This is a genomic window from Achromobacter sp. 10T422, from assembly GCF_056394065.1.
The window spans coordinates 121,060-140,398 of sequence record NZ_JBFTHD010000005.1; the positions used below are offsets into that span (position 1 = coordinate 121,060).

A 19,339-nucleotide genomic window follows, 5' to 3' on the forward strand; every position below is an offset into this window, starting at 1 on the left:
CTCTACTGCGGTGCGTTCATCTCCTTTTCCTTCTCCTTCTTTTCCTTTTTCTCTCCGTCGTAATGCGACTTGATGGCGAGAAACATGCCGGTGCCCAACACGAGGACCTTGAACGTACCGAAGATTACAGGGACCCAAAAATTCATCATTTCCTCGAAACGCTGCTTCAGCAGCTTCATCTCGTGGCTGCTTAAAAAATGGCAACGCTGAGAGCGGGGGATTGGGGAGAGCGAGCGCCGTGCTCCCCATAGGAAGCCAGATTTTACCGCCAAGCTCCATACAAGTTGTTGAATTGTTCTGCTTGTATGGTTTTGGTGGTTAATGAAAGTGGAAAAAACCCATACATAAAGATATGGACGGCTCTCCCACGCGAAGTTAGGCCGGCCCCGGGCCGCTTCGGGGTTACGGCGCCCGTTTGCGAGCGCCTTACCAGTGCTACTGGACCGTGACGTGCGCCTGGTCGATAACGGTTTTCCATTTGTCGAGCTCGGCGTCGACGAAGCCCGTGACCTGTGCCGGCGAGAGCTTGGCCGGCGTGGCATTGTTGTCGTTAAGCCATTTGATGTTGGCTTCGGTGTTGGCGCTGTCGATGGCGATCTGGTTCAGTTTCTGCACGATGTGTGTCGGCATGCCGGCGGGGCCGAAGAGGCCTATCCAGGCCTGCGATTCATAGCTCGGATAGCCAGATTCGGCCACGGTGGGGACATCGGGCAAGCTGGGCAGGCGGTCTTTTGAGGTGACAGCCAGGGCTTTGACGTCGCCCGAGCGGATGAAGGCGGCTGCCGATGTGGCGTCCAAGAATGCCGCCGGGATCTGCGCGCCTATCAGGTCGGTGGCGGCAGGAGCTGCGCCCTTGTAGGGGATATGGCGCAGATTTGCGCCGGCGACCATTTTGTAGAGTTCGCCGGACATGTGTGCCGAGCCGCCCACGCTGCTGGAGCCGAAAGCCAGACCGCCAGGTTGTTTGTTGGCGTAGGCCGTGAATTCCTTGGCGTTGGAAATGGGAGATTTGGCGGGAACCAGCAGGACGTTAGGCGCGTAAGCCAGAATGGCCACGTTTGAGAAGCTTTTCTTCGGGTCGTAGGGCAGGTTGGGCTGCAGGCCGGGATAGATCACGTGCTGCGTGGCCGTAACGAGCAGGTTGTAGCCGTCCGGTTTCTCGCGCGCGACGAGCGCAGTGCCGATCTGGCCGCTGGCGCCGGGCTTGTTCTGAACCACGATGGTCGTCTTCAACTCATTGCCCAGGTCCTGAGCGAAGCGGCGCGCAACCAGATCCGTGAAACCGCCAGGCGAAAACGGGACGACGATGGTGATGGGTTTGCCGTCGGGCCAATCGGCGGCAGCCGCGACGCCAGGCGCGAGCAGGGCGCTGCTGCCGCAGATGATGATGGTGGCAAGATTGCGGCCCAAAGGGATGCGATGCAGTTGCTTGTCAGACACGCTTGTCTCCGGTTTGTTGTAGTTATCAAAACCTCTGTATATGCCAGGTCCGCTGCCCACGCAGGTCAGGTATTGACCGTGCCTGCATCCCTTGGGGACACCGTTGACGTGCTCTCTCTTAATGCGTGTGCGCGCCTTCAGGCAGAGCCATCGTGAAAACCTCGCCCCTCCTGAGCGAGCTTGACGATGAGATTGGCCGGCTTCCAGTATTGCGAACCGTGCTCGGCTTCGTACTTGCGCAGCCCAGCCAGGATGGCAGGCAGGCCGATCTGGTCCGCGTAGCACAGCGGGCCGCCCCGATAGGCGGGAAAGCCGTAACCTTTGAGCCAGACGACGTCGATGTCGGAGGCGCGCTCGACGATATTCTCCTCGAGGATATAGGCAGCTTCGTTGATCATGGAGTACAGGCAGCGCTCCAGAATTTCCTGGTCGGAGATTTGCCGCGCTTGTCGGCCGGAGGCGGCGCGGTGTGCGGCGACCAGGGCTTCGGCAGCCGGTGACGGGGTGGCCTTGCGGTCACTGTCATAGTCGTAGAAGCCACCCTGGGTCTTCTGGCCCAGCCGGCCTGCGGCGACCATGCGGTCCAGCATGTCGCACTCGCGCTCGCGCGGCGTCAGGTTCTGCAGGCGGCTCTGGCGATTGCGCCAGCCCACGTCCAAACCGGCCAGATCCGCCATGGCGAACGGCCCCATCGGGAGGCCGAAGTCGCGCAGGACACGGTCGATCTGAAAGGGCGAGGCGCCTTCCTGGAGCAGGAAATAGCTTTCGCGCGTACGCTTGGCCAACATGCGGTTGCCGACGAATCCGTCGCAGGACCGCACCAGCACGGCGACCTTGCCCAGGCGGCGGCCCACTTCCATGACGGTGGCGCACACGTCGTCAGAGGTGGCGGAGCCGCGCACGTTCTCCAGCAACTGCATGACGTTGGCGGGACTGAAAAAGTGCATCCCGACCACGTCCTGGGGCCGCCGGGTGGCGCTCGCGATAGTATCGATGTCCAGGTAAGAGGTGTTGGAGGCCAGGATGGCGCCGGGCTTGCAGACCCGATCAAGCGTCTTGAATATCTCGTGCTTAAGCCCGATTTCCTCGAACACCGCTTCAATGACCAGATCCACGTCGGCCAGATCCTCGAAGCGAGTGCTGCCCTGTATGCATGCGAGACGCTGCGCGACGTCGCCTGCGCTGATTCGGCCGCGCCGAGCGGAGTTGGCGTAGTTTTCTTCGATGCGCGCCAAGCCCTGACTGAGGCGCTCGGCGTCTTTCTCCAGCAGCAGCACGGGTATGCCGGCGTTGGCGAAGCACATCGCAATGCCGCCGCCCATCGTGCCGGCGCCTATCACCGCCGCGCGGCTGACGGACCTGGCCTTGGCCGCGAACGGCAGCTTGTGCAATTGACCTTCGCCCGCGAAGGGATGGTAGGTGACGACTGGCGTGCTGGTGGTGCTGCTCATGATTGTGTCCCAGGTTTCTGCGTTTACAGGGTGGCGCGCGATCCGAGAATCGCGGTGACCTGGCTGGCCAACTGGCCGCCATTGCCGTGGGCCAGGGCCAGATCGACGCCGTCAACCTGTCTGGCGCCTGCGGAGCGGCGGATCTGGTGCACCGCCTCGATGGCCGCGAAAATGCCATACATGCCCGGGTGATTGCAGGACAGGCCGCCGCCGTTGGTGTTGACCGGCAGTGCGCCGCCGGGCGCGGTCACGCCTGACGCCACGAACGCGCCACCTTCGCCCTTGGCGCAATAACCCAGGTCCTCAAGAAACAGAATCGGGTTGATGGTGAATGCGTCATAGAGCTGCAGGACGTCGATCTCTTGTGGCGCGACGCGCGCCATCTCGAAGGCGCGTTGGCCGGAGTGCACGGCACCCGTGACCGTGAGGTCTTCCATGCTCGAAATCTGGCGATGCGTGGTTGCCTCGCCGACACCCAGAACATAGGCCGGCGTGTTGGCAAATTCCGGCACGCGCTCTGCGCCGACAAGAATCATCGCTCCGCCGCCGTCGGTCACCAGGCAGCAATCCCGCAGCGTGAGTGGATCGGATATGGGCCGGGAATCCAGGACATCGGCGATGCTCAGGGGGCCGCGCTCGTGCGCGGCAGGATTGAGCTGCGCCCACTGGCGCGCGGCGACCGCAACGCTGGCCAACTGCTTGCGCGTGGTTCCGTACTGGTGCATGTGGCGCGCGGTAGCCAAGGCGTAGCCACTGATGGGGTTGCGCGGGGAATACATCGCCTCCCAGGGTGCGGGTTCGGTCAGGGTGGTCAGCTTGCCGCCCGCCGATAGTTGGTTCGACCCATAGCAAATGCAGGCCACTTTGCACAGCCCGGCTTGCAGGGCAAGCGTGGCCGACAACAGGTGAGCCAGAAATGAGGAGCCGCCGATGTTGGTGCCATCCATATAGGCCGGATGGATGCCGAGATACTCCGCCACGGACAGGGCGGGCATGAAATGCGTCAGGGTGGACGTGAACAAGCCGTCGATCTGGTCCACGCCGATGCCCGCATCGGCAGCAGCCGCCTGAACGGCGATGCCGAGTTGATCCAACGCCGAGAACCCGGGGCTGTTCCAGCCAGGCGTGGTGCCGATCCCGACAATCGCCGAGGCCCCTCTTGTACTAGTAGCCATCAATTCATTCCAATTATCATGGGTCGCGCGGTCAGTCCGCGCGCGCAATCACCAACGGCGGTCAGTCCGCGCGCACAAACACCACGCGCGGCACGCCAGAGGATTGGCGGCGCACTTCTGCACGGACTCGCATGCCGATCGTCACCGCCTGGGGTTCGATATCGACAACGGTGCTCATCAGGCGCGGTCCTTCTTCAAGGTCCACCAGGACGACGCAATAGTCCCCACCCCTTTCGGGGCGTTGGCGCACGACGGTGGTCGAATAGATGGTGCCGTCGCCATTGGCGGCTTCCCAGCGCAAGCGTCCGCCGCCATAAGGGGAGATGGCTCGAGGATAGAAAACGGCGCGGCCGGTTGTTTCGCAGCGCTGAATCATGAACTGCCCTTGTTCGAGCATGCGCTGGAAGTACTGCTCCGGGCCGACTGCCTCGTCGCCCGCTGTGTGTGTGCTGTTTGAGGAATTCTGCACATTCGCCTCCCAAGATTCTTTGGCCGCGGCAGGCCGGCAGGCGGATGGGACATGCACCCGTTGGTGTATGGCTTGTCTGCTGGCGATGCCACGACGCTCGAATGATGTTAGGGGGGCGATCCGTCTCGGGACAATTAACTAATTTTGACGAGGGTCATAGCGATTGGGCATAGCTCGGCCGAGGCCCGGTGCGTGCCAGATTCGCGCGCGGAGGGCGTATTCAGTCAGCCAGCCAGCGTACGCCGACGTGGCCGAACTGTTTGATGTAGGGCTCAAGCACGCGGATCAGCTCGGCATGCAGGGCATTTACGAGGCGGGGGTTGCGGTTCAGGACGGCGGTGCCGATGATCACCGTGCGTTGCAGCGTGGGGCTGATGATGGGTGCGCCTTCGATGCGCTTCTCAGCCAGCATCGTCATGATGGGGATGACTGGCAGGATGGTGTAGCCGACGCCGCGTAACACCAGATCGAGAATGACCGTCGTGCTGTCCGACTCGGCAACCAGATTCAGGTTGACGCCGAGGATGGTGCAGGCTCGATCTATCACGTTGCGCAAGCTGCGCGCTTCCGGAACCACCATGGGCATTCTGGAGACGGCCTCGAGCGTCATCGGGGCGTCCTCGGACAATCCGGACCCCGGCATGCCGAAGACGTATATGGGCTCTGAATAAGCGGGCGAGGTCTGCAGAAGTTCGGATTGCAGATAGTCGCCCATGAGGCAGATATCAAGCTTGCCGCCCTCCAGGCCTTCTTGCAGGAAATCCGAGAAGCCGGTGGCGATGCGCACGCGCAGGTTGGGATACTGCTGCTGCAGCGCGATGACGAGCGGGCCGGCAAGCGCGGCCGCCAGGCTGGGCAGCATGCCGATGGACACCGTGCCAAGCAGATCCGATTTTGCGGCGCCGATGTCGGCCCGGGCTTCATTAAGCCCCTTAAGGGAAAGCCGCACCTGATCGACAAACCGGCGGCCTGGCACGGTCAGCACCATCCCGAGCCGGTTGCGCTCGAAAAGCGGAGTGCCCAGTTCGTCTTCCAGCTGTTTCAGCTGTCGGGACAGGGCGGGCTGCACAACGTGCAGCAGTTCCGCCGCCTTGGTGAGGCTGCCGGTTTCCGCGATCGCCAAAACCGTTCTTAACTGCCTGAGTTCCATTTCCGCCTGCTTTTATCGAGACACATGCCAAACGGCTATAGGGGTCAGAGAAAAATGTGAATTGTGCGGCTGTCGCACGACTCCTACCATCCTCACCAAGTTAACGACAACCGCCGGATCAAGCTGGGCTGCGATTGCGCGTATCCGTTTCCATGTTAGTGCTTTTCGGCGCCTGCCCGCAGGCGCGCCTCGTCTGGCAGGAACATGCAATGGCTACGGGCAGCAGCTTAAGGACTTGAGCATAAGAGTTAGAGCAGAGACATAGGACCACCATGAAGAGAGTGTTGATTGCCAATCGTGGCGAAATCGCCGTGCGAGCCATTCGCGCCGTGCGCGACCTTGGGTTGGAAAGCGTCGCGGTGTATTCCCAGGACGATTCAAACTCGAGGCATCGAATTCTCGCGGATACCTCGGTTGCGCTGACTGGCTCCGGTCCGGCGGCTTATATCGATATCGACGCCATCATTGCTGCAGCCACGGCCGAGCATTGCGATGCCATCCATCCGGGGTATGGCTTCTTGAGTGAAAGGGCGGATTTTGCCCTGGCTTGCGATGCGGCGGGAATCACGTTCATCGGCCCGAACGCCGATCACCTCGCTCTGTTCGGAGACAAAGGCCGCGCCTTGCAACTGGCCCGCGAATGCGGCGTGCCGGTCATGCCCGCCACGCCGGGTGGTGCAACACTTGCGGACGTCGAACAGTTCTTCGACAAGCAGGGCGGGGTCGGGATCGTCATCAAGGCGGTCGGCGGAGGCGGCGGACGCGGGATGCGCGTCGTCAAGTCCAAAGCCGATATCGCCGAGCTCTACGCCCGCTGCCGGTCGGAAGCCATGTCGGCCTTTGGTGTGGACGCGCTGTACGCGGAGCGTCTGGTCAATCGCGCACGTCATATCGAAGTGCAGATCGTCGGCGATGGTGCATCGGTGGTCGCGCTTGGCGATCGGGATTGCACGCTGCAGCGCCGCTTTCAGAAAGTGATTGAGATCGCGCCCAGCCCGGTGCTGAGCGCCACGCTGCGCGCCGCCATTCTTGCCGCGGCAAAGAAAATGGCGGCTAGGGTGGAGTACCGCAGCCTGGGAACCTTTGAATTCCTGGTCGAAGAAAACGAGCAGGGGGTGCAGACGGACTTTGTATTCATCGAAGCCAACCCCCGGCTGCAGGTCGAACATACGATTACCGAGCAGGTCACGGGCGTGGATCTGGTGGCCTTGCAGATCGGGGTCGCGCAGGGAAAGCGCCTGGCCGAACTGGGCGTGGACCCGGCCAACCCGCCGGGGCTGAACGGTTATGCCATTCAGGTCCGCATCAATGCGGAATCGACCGATGCCACGGGCATGGCGCGCCCGGCACACGGCAGGCTGGAGCGTTTCGAGCCGCCCGCCGGCCCCGAAGTGCGCGTCGACACCCATGCCTACAGCGGGTACTCGCCCGCCCCGGCGTTCGACACGCTGCTGGCCAAGCTGATCGTGTTCAGCGGCAGTGACGATTTCTCGGGAGTGGTGCGGCGTTTGCGCCGCTGCCTGGCCGAGTTCCGGATTGCCGGTGTCGCGACGAATATCCATCTTTTGCAGGCGCTCGTGGCCCGGGAGGACTTCCTGTCGCAGCGCAACCATACGCGCTACATCGAGTCCATCCTCGGGGAACTGCTTGCAGCGGCCGAGCAGTACGCGCAAGCGCAGCAGGCCAAGGACAGCCTGATCGGCGATTCGGGCGGGCGCAGCGCTTCGGTGGCCAACCTGCCGCAGGCAGCGCAGGCCGCGGTGCCGGAAGGGCTATCGGCATCGCGCGCGCCGTTGAGCGGCCGCCTGGTCGAGGTGTCCGTGAGCGCTGGTGCTCTCGTCCTCAAGGGCCAACCCATCGCCGTGATCGAAGCGATGAAAATGGAGTACACCGTCGTCGCCGATTTCAATGGCAGGGTCGTCGAGGTGCCGGCCGCCAGTGGCGGCAATGTGCTCGAAGGCGAGATCCTGGTCTTGCTGGAACAGGAATCGAGTGGTGTCGACACCGAGGTCGTGACAGACGCGATCGATCTGGATGCCGTGCGCCCTGATCTGCAAGCCGTGCTCGACCGCCATGCGTCGATTTATGATGACGCGCGCCCGCAGGCCGTGGCAAAGCGCCGTTCGCGAGGGCAGCGCACCGCACGGGAGAACGTGGACGATCTGTGCGATGAAGGCTCGTTCGTGGAGTTTGGCGCACTGGTCATTGCCGCGCAGGCAAGCCGCCGCAGCAAAGAAGACCTGATCGCCAACACGCCAGCGGACGGCATTGTCACCGGCATTGGCAACATCAACGGCGACACATTCGGCTACGACGGGTCGCTGACCGCCGTGATGGCCTATGACGCGACGGTGCTGGCGGGCACGCAGGGCAAACGCAACCACATCAAGACCGACAGGCTGGTGGAACGTGCCCGCCGCGACGAAATGCCGATGGTGTTGTTCGCCGAAGGCGGAGGCGGCCGGCCGGGCGATGTCGATTTTCCATTCGTATCCGGGCTGTATCAGCCGTCGTTCGCCGCGCTGGCCGAACTCAGTGGCGAAGTGCCTTTGCTCGGCATAGTTTCCGGACGCTGTTTCGCGGGCAACGCCGCCTTCCTGGGGGTCTGCGATGTCATCATCGCGGACAAGAGCGCCAACATCGGCATGGCCGGCCCGGCGATGATCGAAGGCGGAGGACTGGGCATCTTCCGGCCAGAGGACGTCGGCCCCGCGCCGGTGCAGTTCGCCAATGGCGTCATCGACATCCTGGTCGACAACGAGGCGCAGGCCGTCGTGGCGGCGAAGCACTATCTGTCCATGTTCCAGGGCCGCACCAAGGACTGGGTGGCGCCCGACCCGCGCCACCTCCGTCATGTGGTGCCGGAGAATCGCTTGCGTGTCTACGACAGCCGCAAGGTCATCGAAGGCATTGCCGACGTAGGCAGTGTATTGATGCTGCGCTCGGGGTTCGGTCAGGGAATGCACACCGCCCTGGCTCGCGTGGAAGGGCAGCCTGTAGGCATCATCGCCAACAATCCGCATCACCTCGGAGGCGCCATCGATGCCGATGCAGCCGACAAGGCGGCACGCTTCATGAATCTTTGCGATGTCCACGGTCTGCCCATCATTTCGTTGATCGATACGCCGGGATTCATGGTCGGGCCGGAGCAAGAGGCCAAGGCGCAAGTCCGGCATGTGTCGCGCATGTTCGTGGTCGCGGCCAAGCTGCGGGTCGCCATCTTGGCAATTGCCTTGCGCAAGGGCTACGGTCTGGGTGCCATGGCCATGGCCGGCGGGGGCTTTCGCTCGGCCAGTTGCGCGGTGTCGTGGCCAACGGGCGAATTCGGCCCCATGGGCCTGGAAGGGTCCATCCGGCTGGGCTTCAAGAAGGAACTCGAGAACGTCCCCGAGGGGCCGGAGCGCCAGGCGCTTTACGACCAGTTGGTGGCGCGCGCCTACGAGCGCGGGCACGCCATCAATGTCGCGTCCACGACGGAGATCGACGCCGTCATCGATCCCGCGCAGACACGCACGTGGATACGCCAAGGCATCGCGTCGGCATCTGTGCGCGCCGGCCGGGCCCGCCGCGCCTTTGTCGATACCTGGTAATCGAGGCGAAGTCTCTTGGAACAGGTTGCGACGATGCAAACATCTGAAAGCCGGCTCGCCTTCTCCGGGTTGCGCGTGCTGGAAATCGGCTGCGGAGCGGCAGTGGCTTATGCCGGCAAGCTTTTTGCGGATTTTGGCGCTGAGGTCATCAAGCTGGAGGACCCCGGCGGCGACACGCTGCGCCGCCTGCCGCCCCTTTTGAATAAGGCCGATGGCGAACCCGAAAGTGCCTTGTATGCCTGGCTCAATACCAACAAGCGCAGCGTAGTTCATCCTAGAAAGACAGGCGCGGATACCACGTGGCTGTCTGGGCTCGCGCGGACATGCGATGTGATTCTCGACGCCCGGGCCCTGGACGAAGGCTTGGAGGTTCTGAAGCGCCCCGCGTACGCGGGCGATGGGAATGACGGCCAGGGCATTGCGCCGATCGAAGTATGTCTGACTTGGTTCGGCGAGTCCGGGCCCTACAGTGGTTTCTCGGGAACCGAGGCCGTGTGCCGCGCCCTGTCCGGCGCGGTGTATTGCAGTGGCGCGGCGCAAGGCCCCCCCCATCTACCGCACGACATTCAGACCGCCATTGCCGCCGGTGTCGCAGCATTCTCGAGCGCAACCGCCGCGTTGCTGGGACGATCCGACGGCAGCCGGCGTTATCTGCTGAGCATCCATGAGATTGCGTTTTCGCTGGTGGAGATGGAAGCCGGCATGGTGCAGGATGGCCGGCATCCCTTGGCTCGGCTGGGTGTCAATCGGTTCTGCACGACGCATCCTGCCGGCATCTACGAGACAAAGGAGGGCTGGATTGGGCTGTTCGCCCATACCGGCCCGCAGTGGGCAGCGCTGTGCGCCGCCATCGGCCATCCGGACCTGGCTGAGGAGCCGCGTTTTGCGAGCGGGCCGACCCGTATGGTCCATGCGGACGAAATCGATGCGTTCCTGATTCCCAGTCTGCGCGCCAGGACAGCCGAGGAATGGTTCGACGTGCTGCGCAAGGAGAAATTCCCCGCTGTCATCGTGCCGACCATGGCAGAACTGCTTCAACAAGGCGTGCATCGCGAACGCGGCGCTTTTGTTCCCGTCAAGGTGGGGGCGGCCGAATTCGAGGGGCCGGTCGTTCCGCTGCCCATGGGCGATGCGGGGCCCTTGCCGGGCGGTAAGGCAGCGCTCCTGGACGCTGACGGCCCCCGCTACCGTGAAGTGGAGAGTCTGACGCCGGCCGCCGGCATGGCCAGGGCTGCGCCAGACGCGTTGCCCTTACGAAAAATCCGGGTGGTGGATCTGACGATGGGGTGGGCCGGGCCATTGGCGGCAAGGACGCTGGCGGACTTTGGCGCGGAAGTCATCAAGGTGGAAAGCACGGGCTATCCGGACTGGTGGCGGGGCACGCATTACACCGATGAGTTCTATCAGGAAAAGCTGTACGAAAAGAACTCGAACTTTGCGCTGATGAACCGCAACAAGTTGGGCATTACGCTTGATCTGACCCGTGCTGAAGGACGTGCGGTTCTGTTCGATCTGGTGGCCAAGGCCGATATCGTCATCGAGAACTACTCGACCGAGGTGTTGCCCAAACTCGGGCTGGACTATGCCGAGCTGTCCCAGGTCAATCCGCGGTTGGTCATGGTATCCATGCCGGCATTCGGGTCGGGCAATGCATGGAGCACGATCAGGGCCTATGGCGGCACGCTGGAGCAGGCTAGCGGCCTGCCGCAGCACACCGGTTTCGCGCAGGACCCGCCGGCGCTGACCTCCTACGCTTATGGTGATCCGGTGGGTGGCTTCAACGGGGGGGCGGCGGCGTTGTTGGCGCTGTTCGTGCAGCAACGCTCGGGCAAGGGGCGCCACGTCAACCTGTCTCAGGTGGAATGCATGCTGCCCATGACAGCGCCGTTCCTCATTGAGCAGTCCGTGCACGGCACTACTACGCCCCGCAGCGGCAATGCGCATCCTCTACATGCCCCGCAGGGGATTTACCGGTGCGCGGGCGATGACGCCTGGGTGGTGGTGAGCATCACGAGCGATGCGCAATGGCTGGCATTGCTGGCGGTCATGCAGGCGGCTGACCTTGCCCTGGACCCTGCTCTGGAGAAGGCGGCAGGCCGACGGGCACGGCAGGAAGAGATAGACCGCAGGATCAACGCATGGGCCCGCGCGCGCTCCGCGCAAAGCGCAATGGCCGAACTGCAGCAGGCCGGCATCAGCGCAGGCGAAGTCAAGCCGGTCTGGACGGTGCTTGATGACCCGCATCTCAGGGGCCGTGAGTTTTTCAAGGCGACTTCCCGCCCTTATATCGGCGAGTTTCTGGCGACCACGCCCTGGTTCAGGGAGCCGGCCGCGACGGTCGCGGCGGTGCGTCCGGCGCCTACGCTCGGGCAGCACAATGGCGATGTGTTTTCGCGCGTACTGGGCATGAGCGCGGAGCAGCAACAGACACTGGAACGAGACGGAATCATAGGAAACACCGCAACCAGGAAGGCGGCCTGACAAGCCGCGTAAGCACGATGCAATGCACAAGATCTAACCTTCGTGGAGACAAACAATGACTACATCCGATTCCCGCCGTAACTTCCTCATCACTTCCGCGCACCTCGCCGTGGCTTCGGCATTGGGGTTGGGGTCACCTGCCGCGTTCGCGCAGGACAAGGCATGGCCCACTAAAGCCATCAAGATCATCGTGCCGTTTCCGGCCGGTTCGATCACCGACACGATGGCTCGCCTGCTGTCGGATTCTTTGTCCAAGACGCTCAAGCAGCCCGTCATTGTGGAGAACAAGGGCGGCGCCAATGGATCGATCGGGGCGGCCGAGGTGGCCCGTTCGGCGCCGGATGGCTACACGCTGCTGGCCACCAACAGCAGCAGCATCACCGTCAATCCCTTGATCTACAAAAACTCCCAGTACAAGGCTAAAGACTTCGCTCCCATCGCCCTGGTACTGGACGCGCCGTTCATTCTGAACGTCAACCCCGAATGGGCCAAGAAGCACGCCATCGAGTCGGTCAAGGATCTGGTTGCGTACGCCAGGAAGAATCCGGGCGAGCTCACCTATGGGTCGGGAGGCCAAGGCAACCTGGCCCATCTGGCGTTTGCGCAACTGAGCAATGACGCCCAGTTCAAGGCAACCCATGTCCCTTACAAGTCGGCCTCGCAAGCAAGCATGGCGGTCATGTCGGGCGAGGTGAACACGTCTTTCGATACGCTGGCCAGCGCACCGCAAGTGGCGGCCGGCAAGTTGAAAGCCCTGGCAGTCACGCAGAAGCAACGGATTTCCCAAATGCCGGATATCCCCACGATGGCCGAGGCAGGCTTTCCGAACATCGATGTCACTTTCTGGCTGGGCCTGTTCGCCCCGGCGGGCACGCCTGCACAGATCGTCGACACCTTGTATGAGCAGTCCAAGCGCGCGATGGAGCAGCCCGCCGCCAATACCTCACTCAGTGCGCAGGGTATCGTCGTCATGCGCAATCCGAAGGAATTGTCCACGCGCATCGGGCATGAGGTCGATCAGCTTTCTCAAGTCGTCAAGCGGGAGAACATCGTCATCGATTAAGGCCAGACCGGCGCGGCGGACGCCAGCAAGGCGTCTTGCCATCGGCTTGCCAGGCAGGGCCGCACCCCTCAGGGATTCCCCCAATCACATTCTCCTTGCGGAAACTCAATCCCCTATAGGACACTTTGTGTCATTAGAGCCGACACGGCGCAATCAAGGGGAATGGCATGACGGTTTTTGGCAAGGTAGTTGCGCTGGCGTTGTCGGCGGGAATAGTGGGATTCGCAGGCAGCGCGCATGCGGCTTACCCTGAGCGGACTATCCGTTTGGTTGTGCCATTTGGCGCTGGCGGGATCACGGATATCGTGGCGCGTCAGGTGGGCAAGGGCATGGGCGATGTGCTGGGGCAGGGCGTCGTGATTGAAAACCGGCCCGGTGCGGGCGGCGTGATTGCCGCGCAAGTGGCGGCGACGGCTGCGCCTGATGGCTACACGATCTTCATGGGCACCGTGGGTACGCAGGTTGTGAACCCGCTGATCTACAGCAAGCTGAGCTATGACGCGGACAAGTTTGCGCCGGTGGGCATGGTGTCGGGGTCGCCGTACTTGCTGGCCGTGCGGGCCGGGCTGCCGGCGGCGTCGTTCACTGAGTTCGTGGCGTATGCCAAGAAGAATCCGGCCAAACTGAACTTTGGGTCAGCGGGCAACGCCAGTTCGCCGCATCTGGGGTTGGAGCTGCTGAAGCTGACGGCGGGGCTGGACATTGTGCATGTGCCGTTCAAGAGCGGCAGCGAAGCGGTTAACGCCGCGATTGGTGAGCAGGTGGATGTGGTGATGGACGCCAGCCCCGTCATCATGCCGCACGTGGCGTCTGGCAAGCTGCGCGCCTTGGCCGTGGCGGCCGACAAGCGTTTGCCGTCCGCGCCGGCGGTGCCGGCCAGCCCCGAAGTGGGCGATGCCGGGTTGCAGATTAGTTCGTGGAACGCATTCTTTGCGCCGGCAGGCACGCCGCCCGAGGTGGTGGCCGCGTTGAATGCGGCGTTGCAGAAAACGTTGGCGTCGCCTGACCTGAAGGAACGCCTGGCTGCGCAAGGCACGCAGCTTTACACGGGTTCGCCCGACGAATATCAGCGCTTCATCTCGGGCGAAAAAACCAAGTGGGCCGAGATCGTGAAGCGCGCCAACATCAAGATGGACTGACGCGATGGCACTGACTTCTCATCCGCTGGCGGGCAAGCCGCTGGAATTGGCCGACACGTTGCGGTCGGGCAATGCGTGGAAAATCAGGCTCGCCTGCGGGCTGATGGGCCTGCCGGTGACGCGGCGCACCTTTGATATTGTGAATGGCGATCTGGAGACCGACGCGTTTGCGCGGATCAATCCGTGGCGTCAGGTGCCGGCGTTGTTGACGCCGCAAGGCGAGTGGCTGGCCGAGTCGCAAGCGATTCTTTGGTATCTGGCCGAAGGCACGCCATGGCTGCCTGGTGACCGCCTGGCGCGCGCGCAGGTGTGCAGTTGGCTGAGCTTCGAGCAGACACAGCACATGCACGCGTTTGCGCAGCCGCGCTTGTTGGTTCATTTGCGCCAGACGGCGCGCGTGGACGATCCGGCGATGGTGGCGTGGCGTGCGATTGGGATGAAGGCCGCGGCGTGGATGGATGCGCATCTGGCGGGCCGCCATTATTTGGTGGGCAGGGCGCCGACGATTGCTGACGTGGCTTTGTACCCCTACACCAGCATGGCGGCGGAGGGCGGTTACGACCTGTCCGCCTTCGCGAATATCACTGCCTGGCTGGCGCGCATGCGCGCCTTGCCGGGATTTACGCCGTTGATGGAAACGGCCTGACGGAGACATGATGAACGATACGATGCACCTGGGAAAAGACGAACTGATCGCGCGGGCGCAAGCCGAAATGCAGCGTCAGTTCGAGACGCCGCAATGGAGCCTGCGCGAGCGCCTGGCGCTGACGTGCCGGATCTTGTTCGATGGCGGTCACGATTCTGGTCTGGCCGGGCAGATCACCGCGCGCACGACGGAGCCGGGCCGCTATTACACGCAGCGGCTGGGGCTGGGTTTTGACGAGATCACGGCCAGCAACCTGCTGGTGGTGGACGAAGACCTGCGTGTGCAGGAAGGCGGGGGCATGCCCAACCCGGCCAACCGTTTTCATTCGTGGATTTACCGCGCGCGTCCGGACGTGAACTGCATCATTCACACGCATCCGCTGCATGTGGCGTCGCTGTCGATGCTGGAGGTGCCGCTTGAGGTCTCGCACATGGACAATTGCACGCTGTACGACGACGTGGCCTTCTTGAAGGACTGGCCGGGCGTGCCGGTGGGCAATGAAGAAGGCGAGATCATCTCGGCGGCGCTGGGCAGCAAGCGCGCCATCTTGTTGTCGCACCACGGCATGCTGATTGCGGCCGGCTCGGTCGAAGAGGCCTGCGTGCTGGCGCTGCAATTCGAACGCGCGGCGCGCATGCAGTTGTTGGCGATGTCGGCGGGCAAGATTCAGCCGATTCCGCCGGCGCTGGGCCGCGAGGCGCACGACTGGATTCTGACGCCCAAGCGCTCGCAGGTGGGGTTTTCGTACTACGCGCGTCGGGCGCTGCGGGCGCATCCGGACGTATTGGCGTAACCGGGGCAGCTGGCGTCTGCTGGCGTCTGCGGGCGTTTTGTGGCGGGGGCGGCAGGCAGAGGCGAGCGGAGCGCAGCGGGGCAGGAAGATGCTGCCCGCTCGACGGCCGGGCCGGTTTCGGGCATGCTTACCGGTCGTCTTTTCGACCCTTGCCCCAATGATCGACCTGCCGCACCGCCTTCGCACCCTGCGCCGCCAGCAATCCCTGTCTTTGGAACAGCTGGCGCAACGTACGGGCCTGACCAAAAGCTACCTCTCCAAACTTGAGCGGGGCTTGAGCGAGCCGTCGATCTCCACCGTGCTGCGGCTGGCAGAAGCCTATGGCGTGGGCGTGTCGCAACTGGTGGGGGCGGACGACGCCGCGCAAGACGAAGTGGTCAGCGTGGTGCGCGTGGCCGACCGCGAAGCCCTGCAACGAGGCGGCTTGGGCGCGGAATACCGGTACGAATCGCTGGCCGGGCGCCGCAAGGTCAAGGCGATGGAACCCTTTGTGGTGCATCCGCCGCGCGACTTTCCAGACGCCGCCGCGGTGTTTCCGCATCCGGGCGAAGAGTTCCTGCTGGTGATCAAAGGGTCGATAGAAGTGCAAGTGGGCGAACGCCAGTTCCGCCTGGACACGGGCGATTCCGTCTACTTTGATTCCGAACTGCCGCATCGCATGCGCACTGTCAGCCGCGCCCTGGCCGAGGTGCTGGTGGTGGCGGCGCATTGATTCGCCGGGACGCCGGCAACGCACAAACCGATAACGACACACAGGGATCTCATGAAACATGATCAATCGCGGCTGGTCCGCATCGATACCGGCCCGCTGATGAACCCGGTGCCGGGCAAGCCCCGCCGCCCGATTTCGGGCGACGCTGCTTTTCTGACGGTGACCGCCTTTGAAGGCAATGCGGGCAAGGCGGAAGCCGGCGTGTGGGAAAGCACGGCGGGCGTCTTCCAGGCAAACACCACGGGCTATATCGAATTTGGCACCATCATCGAAGGTTCGGCCCGGCTGGTCGACCCCGACGGCACCGTGCATGAACTGACCGTGGGCGAGGCCTTCGTCATGCCCGAGGGCTACACGGGCCGCTGGGAAGTGGACCAATTCGTGAAGAAGATCTACTTCATCACGCGCCTGGCCTGACGCGCATCCACGCGCATGCCCGTTACGGCTGTGGCCGTTGCGGATACGCTGACGTGCCGAACGTATTGCCCATGCGGTTGCCAATGGTGGCCGGCGTGGGCAGGCCCATCTGATTGGGCGGGCGCTGCGTGACGGCTTCAGACTCCAAACTCGGAGCGGGCCTCACCGGCGCAGCAGGCGCCATCTTCTGGTTCAGACAGTCATAGGACAGCGCGCGATAGCCGTTGACCTCGGTTTCGATGCAGGCGCCGCCTGCTGCGGCGGGCGCGGGGGCACCGCGTGCGCCGGATGCGCCGGCTGCGGCGGCGGGTTGCGTGTCGGCCGCGAACGACGGCGACCCGGCCAGCGCCAACACAACAAAGCCAATCACCCGTGACACTGTGCGCATGCGCGCTCCTTGAACAAACCCGGCCTGTTGCAGCCGGTGCAATCCGCAAAGTATAGGGACGGCCACGGGCGCGCAGGTGACCGTTGCGTGGCGGCGGCGCGTGCGGGGGGCGCGTCGTGTCACGAATGCGTCATTCAGCGCCTCTAGCATGGCGGCTTTTGTTAGGGCGGGCGCCCAGGCGTCCTGTGTGGCGGCCATGTCAGGCACTTCCCCCTTGCGGTCACGTTCATGAGCGGCGCCTTCAAGGGGCGTGGCGTGGCGCTGCGCGCTTGTCTGGCCTTGGGCCTGCTGGCGCTGGCGCCGTCAGCCGGGGCCGCGCCGCCTGCCAAGCCCATTGAGTTTGCGATTGCGGCGCAGCCGCTGGCGCAGGCGCTGGTCGAATACAGTCTGGCCAGCGGCCTGACGGTGCTGGTCGACAGTACCTTGACGGCGGGCCGGCAGGCCCCGGCAGTTGTCGGCCGCTATACGCCGGGCGACGCCCTGCGCAAGCTGCTGGTCGATTCGCCCTTGGCGATCCGCTACGCCAGCGAGCGCTCGTTCACGCTGGTGGCGAAACCGGATGAGTCGGCCGCGGCCACCGCGCGTTCGGGCAAGCGCCTGCGCGATACGCCTTACGCCGCCGTCGTGCAGGGCGCATTGAAGCGCGCCCTGTGCGCCGCGGCGGCCACGCAGCCGGGCAATTATCGTGCGCTGGTGCAGCTGTGGTTTGACAAGGCATGGCGCGTGACGCGCGTGGGCTGGGTGGCCTCTACCGGACAGGCTGGCCTGGATGACCGGCTGGAAGCGGCCTTGCGCGGCGTGGTGATCGGCCCGTTGCCTGCTACCTTGCCGCAACCGTTGACGGTGTTGTTGACGCCGCGCAGTGCGGCGGAATGCGCCGATATGCCGGGAGCCGTCCATGCGGGATAAGCCGGCCGACACGTCGTTGCGTTCCTTGTTTCTTGAGCGCTACAACGATTTTCGTAATCAGCTCAAGCGCCGTCTGGGGTCGGAAGACCTGGCGCACGATGCGATGCAGGAAGCGTTCTTGAAGGTCAATGATCTGCCCGCTAGCGCGTCGATTCAACAGCCCGCGGCCTATCTTTTCCGGGTGGCGTTGAACATCGCGGAAGACCAGCGGCGGCGGGATTCCCGTTTGCTGACGGGGGTAGAGATCAGTGAACTGATCCACATCACGGACGAGGCCGCAGACCCCGCGCGTATTGCGCAGGGCCGCAATCAGATCGACGCCTTCGGGCGCGCGCTGCGCAAATTGCCCGAACGCACGCAGCAGATGGTGTTGGCCGCGCGGGTGCACGACTTGCCGCACGCGGAGATTGCGCGCCGCTATGGCGTGTCGGAACGCATCGTCTCCAAAGAACTCAAGCGTGCGCTGGAACATTGCGCGCGGGAGTTGCACCAGGACGAAGAACCATGGCGTTGACGATGAGCATGCCCGGAAGAAACAAGCACGAAGACGCGGCGTCGCGCGAGGCGCGGGCGTGGCTGCTGGCGTTGACGTCGGGCCGCGCCACTGAGGACGATGCGCAAGCGTTTCGCCATTGGCTGGGCGCGGATGCCCGGCATCAGGCCGCCTTTGCCGAGCAGAAGCAGCTGTGGCAAAACGTGGGGCCGGCGATTCAAAACGTGGTGGCGGCGCGCAAGCGCAAACCTGTCGTGACGGGCCGGCGCGCCTTTCTTGGGGGCGCGTTGGCGGCATCCGCCACCTATCTGGCGTTCAAGCCGCCATTGGGCCTGTGGCCCGGCGTGGATACCTTGGGCGCGGACTATCGCACGGCCGCGGGCGAACAGCGGCGCGTGTCGCTGGGCAATGCGCTGGACGTGGACATGAACACGCTGACGCGCATCAATGTGGGCAGCGATGCGCATGGCGCGGTCATTGAGCTGGCTGATGGCGAAGCGGAAATCCGCAGCGGCTCCACGCCCGCTGTCGTGGTGGCCGGCAAGGGCCGCATCACCGCGCGCGACGCGACCTTCAACTTGCGCTACATCGATGGCGAGGCGCGGCTGTGCTGCCTGTCGGGCGCGTTGCGGCTGGTGCATGCGCAGGGCGTGTTCGATGTCGTGGCCAACCGCGAGCTGCGCTACGACGATGCGCGGGTGATGCCGCCGGTGCAGGTGGACCCCGATGTCGTGACCGCGTGGCGGCAAGGCTGGCTGGTATTCAATCAGCAGCCCTTGGCGCAAGTGGTGGACGAGCTGAACCGCTATCGGCGCGGGCGTTTGGTGCTGATGAATGAACAGCTGGGCAAGCGTCTGGTGCAGGCGCGTTTTTCGCTGGCGCAGGTGGCCGACGCCGAACGCTTGATCCGCGACGCGTATGGCGCGCGTGTGACACATCTGCCCGCAGGCGTCGTGTTGCTGTCATAAGCGCGCCACAAAGACGGCCCCTTGATGAATTATTTGTGACAGGGTGCCGGTCGGC

At 63.8% G+C, this 19,339-nt stretch carries 18 protein-coding genes; 11 read left to right on the plus strand and 7 right to left on the minus strand.

Annotated features, from left to right (window positions below; genetic code table 11):
• Positions 1–2: 2 nt before the first annotated feature.
• The 6 genes from AC1DB0_RS14130 to AC1DB0_RS14155 all read right to left on the minus strand — a co-directional run bounded on the left by AC1DB0_RS14130 (position 3) and on the right by AC1DB0_RS14155 (position 5,685).
• On the minus strand, positions 3–179 hold the full coding sequence (locus tag AC1DB0_RS14130; protein ID WP_181953224.1) for a hypothetical protein: 177 nt from the start codon (positions 177–179) through the stop codon (positions 3–5).
• Between the two features lie 256 nt (positions 180–435).
• Positions 436–1,440 (minus strand): Bug family tripartite tricarboxylate transporter substrate binding protein, encoded by a 1,005-nt coding sequence (locus tag AC1DB0_RS14135; protein ID WP_476757158.1) that lies wholly within the window; start codon positions 1,438–1,440, stop codon positions 436–438.
• A gap of 137 nt (positions 1,441–1,577) precedes the next feature.
• A complete protein-coding gene (locus tag AC1DB0_RS14140) occupies positions 1,578–2,891 on the minus strand; it encodes a 3-hydroxyacyl-CoA dehydrogenase (RefSeq protein ID WP_454669482.1) in 1,314 nt (437 codons plus the stop codon).
• 23 nt (positions 2,892–2,914) lie between these two features.
• Positions 2,915–4,066 carry an acetyl-CoA acetyltransferase gene (locus AC1DB0_RS14145; protein ID WP_342066630.1) on the minus strand — a complete coding sequence of 384 codons (1,152 nt, stop codon included), beginning with the start codon at positions 4,064–4,066 and terminating at the stop codon, positions 2,915–2,917.
• 61 nt (positions 4,067–4,127) lie between these two features.
• Complete coding sequence (locus AC1DB0_RS14150; RefSeq protein WP_245636460.1) at positions 4,128–4,535, minus strand: Zn-ribbon domain-containing OB-fold protein; 408 nt, start codon at positions 4,533–4,535, stop codon at positions 4,128–4,130.
• 220 nt (positions 4,536–4,755) lie between these two features.
• A complete protein-coding gene (locus AC1DB0_RS14155; protein ID WP_082387253.1) occupies positions 4,756–5,685 on the minus strand; it encodes a LysR family transcriptional regulator in 930 nt (309 codons plus the stop codon).
• Positions 5,686–5,957: 272 nt separating this feature from the next.
• On the opposite strand from AC1DB0_RS14155, the gene AC1DB0_RS14160 reads away from it, so the two are divergent.
• The 8 genes from AC1DB0_RS14160 (at position 5,958) to AC1DB0_RS14195 (ending at position 16,526) form a co-directional block, all read left to right on the plus strand.
• Positions 5,958–9,275: an acetyl-CoA carboxylase family protein gene (locus tag AC1DB0_RS14160; RefSeq protein ID WP_476757159.1), complete on the plus strand. Its 3,318-nt coding sequence runs from the start codon at positions 5,958–5,960 to the stop codon at positions 9,273–9,275.
• 15 nt (positions 9,276–9,290) lie between these two features.
• Positions 9,291–11,756 carry a CaiB/BaiF CoA-transferase family protein gene (locus AC1DB0_RS14165; protein ID WP_476757160.1) on the plus strand — a complete coding sequence of 822 codons (2,466 nt, stop codon included), beginning with the start codon at positions 9,291–9,293 and terminating at the stop codon, positions 11,754–11,756.
• 55 nt (positions 11,757–11,811) lie between these two features.
• Positions 11,812–12,819: a Bug family tripartite tricarboxylate transporter substrate binding protein gene (locus AC1DB0_RS14170; protein WP_054427200.1), complete on the plus strand. Its 1,008-nt coding sequence runs from the start codon at positions 11,812–11,814 to the stop codon at positions 12,817–12,819.
• 167 nt (positions 12,820–12,986) lie between these two features.
• Complete coding sequence (locus AC1DB0_RS14175; RefSeq protein ID WP_054427864.1) at positions 12,987–13,958, plus strand: Bug family tripartite tricarboxylate transporter substrate binding protein; 972 nt, start codon at positions 12,987–12,989, stop codon at positions 13,956–13,958.
• A gap of 4 nt (positions 13,959–13,962) precedes the next feature.
• Complete coding sequence (locus tag AC1DB0_RS14180; protein ID WP_476757161.1) at positions 13,963–14,604, plus strand: glutathione S-transferase family protein; 642 nt, start codon at positions 13,963–13,965, stop codon at positions 14,602–14,604.
• Positions 14,605–14,614: 10 nt separating this feature from the next.
• Positions 14,615–15,397, plus strand: a complete 783-nt coding sequence (locus tag AC1DB0_RS14185) for an aldolase (protein WP_054427877.1) — start codon at positions 14,615–14,617, stop codon at positions 15,395–15,397.
• Positions 15,398–15,554: 157 nt separating this feature from the next.
• Complete coding sequence (locus AC1DB0_RS14190) at positions 15,555–16,109, plus strand: helix-turn-helix domain-containing protein (protein ID WP_054427863.1); 555 nt, start codon at positions 15,555–15,557, stop codon at positions 16,107–16,109.
• A gap of 51 nt (positions 16,110–16,160) precedes the next feature.
• Entirely contained in the window at positions 16,161–16,526 is a 366-nt protein-coding gene (locus tag AC1DB0_RS14195; RefSeq protein WP_054427862.1) for a cupin domain-containing protein, read from the plus strand.
• 22 nt (positions 16,527–16,548) lie between these two features.
• Here the strand turns inward: AC1DB0_RS14195 and AC1DB0_RS14200 are convergent, their stop codons facing one another.
• A complete protein-coding gene (locus tag AC1DB0_RS14200) occupies positions 16,549–16,914 on the minus strand; it encodes a hypothetical protein (RefSeq protein ID WP_476757162.1) in 366 nt (121 codons plus the stop codon).
• A gap of 228 nt (positions 16,915–17,142) precedes the next feature.
• Here AC1DB0_RS14200 and AC1DB0_RS14205 point away from each other — a divergent pair, with 228 nt between their 5' ends.
• The 3 genes from AC1DB0_RS14205 to AC1DB0_RS14215 are packed head-to-tail and all read left to right on the plus strand — an operon-like array spanning position 17,143 to position 19,284.
• Entirely contained in the window at positions 17,143–17,823 is a 681-nt protein-coding gene (locus tag AC1DB0_RS14205) for an STN domain-containing protein (protein ID WP_476757163.1), read from the plus strand.
• On the plus strand, positions 17,813–18,337 hold the full coding sequence (locus AC1DB0_RS14210) for an RNA polymerase sigma factor (RefSeq protein ID WP_476757164.1): 525 nt from the start codon (positions 17,813–17,815) through the stop codon (positions 18,335–18,337). Before AC1DB0_RS14205 ends, AC1DB0_RS14210 begins: the two co-directional genes overlap by 11 nt.
• An 8-nt stretch (positions 18,338–18,345) precedes the next feature.
• Entirely contained in the window at positions 18,346–19,284 is a 939-nt protein-coding gene (locus AC1DB0_RS14215; RefSeq protein ID WP_476757165.1) for a FecR family protein, read from the plus strand.
• Positions 19,285–19,339: the final 55 nt, after the last annotated feature.

What these genes read in the sequence shown, in the direction of transcription:
- AC1DB0_RS14130 (WP_181953224.1), bottom strand. Translation starts at nt 179, where the DNA reads ATGAAGCTGCTGAAGCAGCGTTTCGAGGAAATGATGAATTTTTGGGTC.
- AC1DB0_RS14140 (WP_454669482.1), bottom strand. Translation starts at nt 2,891, where the DNA reads ATGAGCAGCACCACCAGCACGCCAGTCGTCACCTACCATCCCTTCGCG.
- AC1DB0_RS14145 (WP_342066630.1), bottom strand. Translation starts at nt 4,066, where the DNA reads ATGGCTACTAGTACAAGAGGGGCCTCGGCGATTGTCGGGATCGGCACC.
- AC1DB0_RS14155 (WP_082387253.1), bottom strand. Translation starts at nt 5,685, where the DNA reads ATGGAACTCAGGCAGTTAAGAACGGTTTTGGCGATCGCGGAAACCGGC.
- AC1DB0_RS14160 (WP_476757159.1), top strand. Translation starts at nt 5,958, where the DNA reads ATGAAGAGAGTGTTGATTGCCAATCGTGGCGAAATCGCCGTGCGAGCC.
- AC1DB0_RS14170 (WP_054427200.1), top strand. Translation starts at nt 11,812, where the DNA reads ATGACTACATCCGATTCCCGCCGTAACTTCCTCATCACTTCCGCGCAC.
- AC1DB0_RS14175 (WP_054427864.1), top strand. Translation starts at nt 12,987, where the DNA reads ATGACGGTTTTTGGCAAGGTAGTTGCGCTGGCGTTGTCGGCGGGAATA.
- AC1DB0_RS14180 (WP_476757161.1), top strand. Translation starts at nt 13,963, where the DNA reads ATGGCACTGACTTCTCATCCGCTGGCGGGCAAGCCGCTGGAATTGGCC.
- AC1DB0_RS14185 (WP_054427877.1), top strand. Translation starts at nt 14,615, where the DNA reads ATGAACGATACGATGCACCTGGGAAAAGACGAACTGATCGCGCGGGCG.
- AC1DB0_RS14190 (WP_054427863.1), top strand. Translation starts at nt 15,555, where the DNA reads ATGATCGACCTGCCGCACCGCCTTCGCACCCTGCGCCGCCAGCAATCC.
- AC1DB0_RS14195 (WP_054427862.1), top strand. Translation starts at nt 16,161, where the DNA reads ATGAAACATGATCAATCGCGGCTGGTCCGCATCGATACCGGCCCGCTG.
- AC1DB0_RS14200 (WP_476757162.1), bottom strand. Translation starts at nt 16,914, where the DNA reads ATGCGCACAGTGTCACGGGTGATTGGCTTTGTTGTGTTGGCGCTGGCC.
- AC1DB0_RS14205 (WP_476757163.1), top strand. Translation starts at nt 17,143, where the DNA reads ATGAGCGGCGCCTTCAAGGGGCGTGGCGTGGCGCTGCGCGCTTGTCTG.
- AC1DB0_RS14210 (WP_476757164.1), top strand. Translation starts at nt 17,813, where the DNA reads ATGCGGGATAAGCCGGCCGACACGTCGTTGCGTTCCTTGTTTCTTGAG.
- AC1DB0_RS14215 (WP_476757165.1), top strand. Translation starts at nt 18,346, where the DNA reads ATGCCCGGAAGAAACAAGCACGAAGACGCGGCGTCGCGCGAGGCGCGG.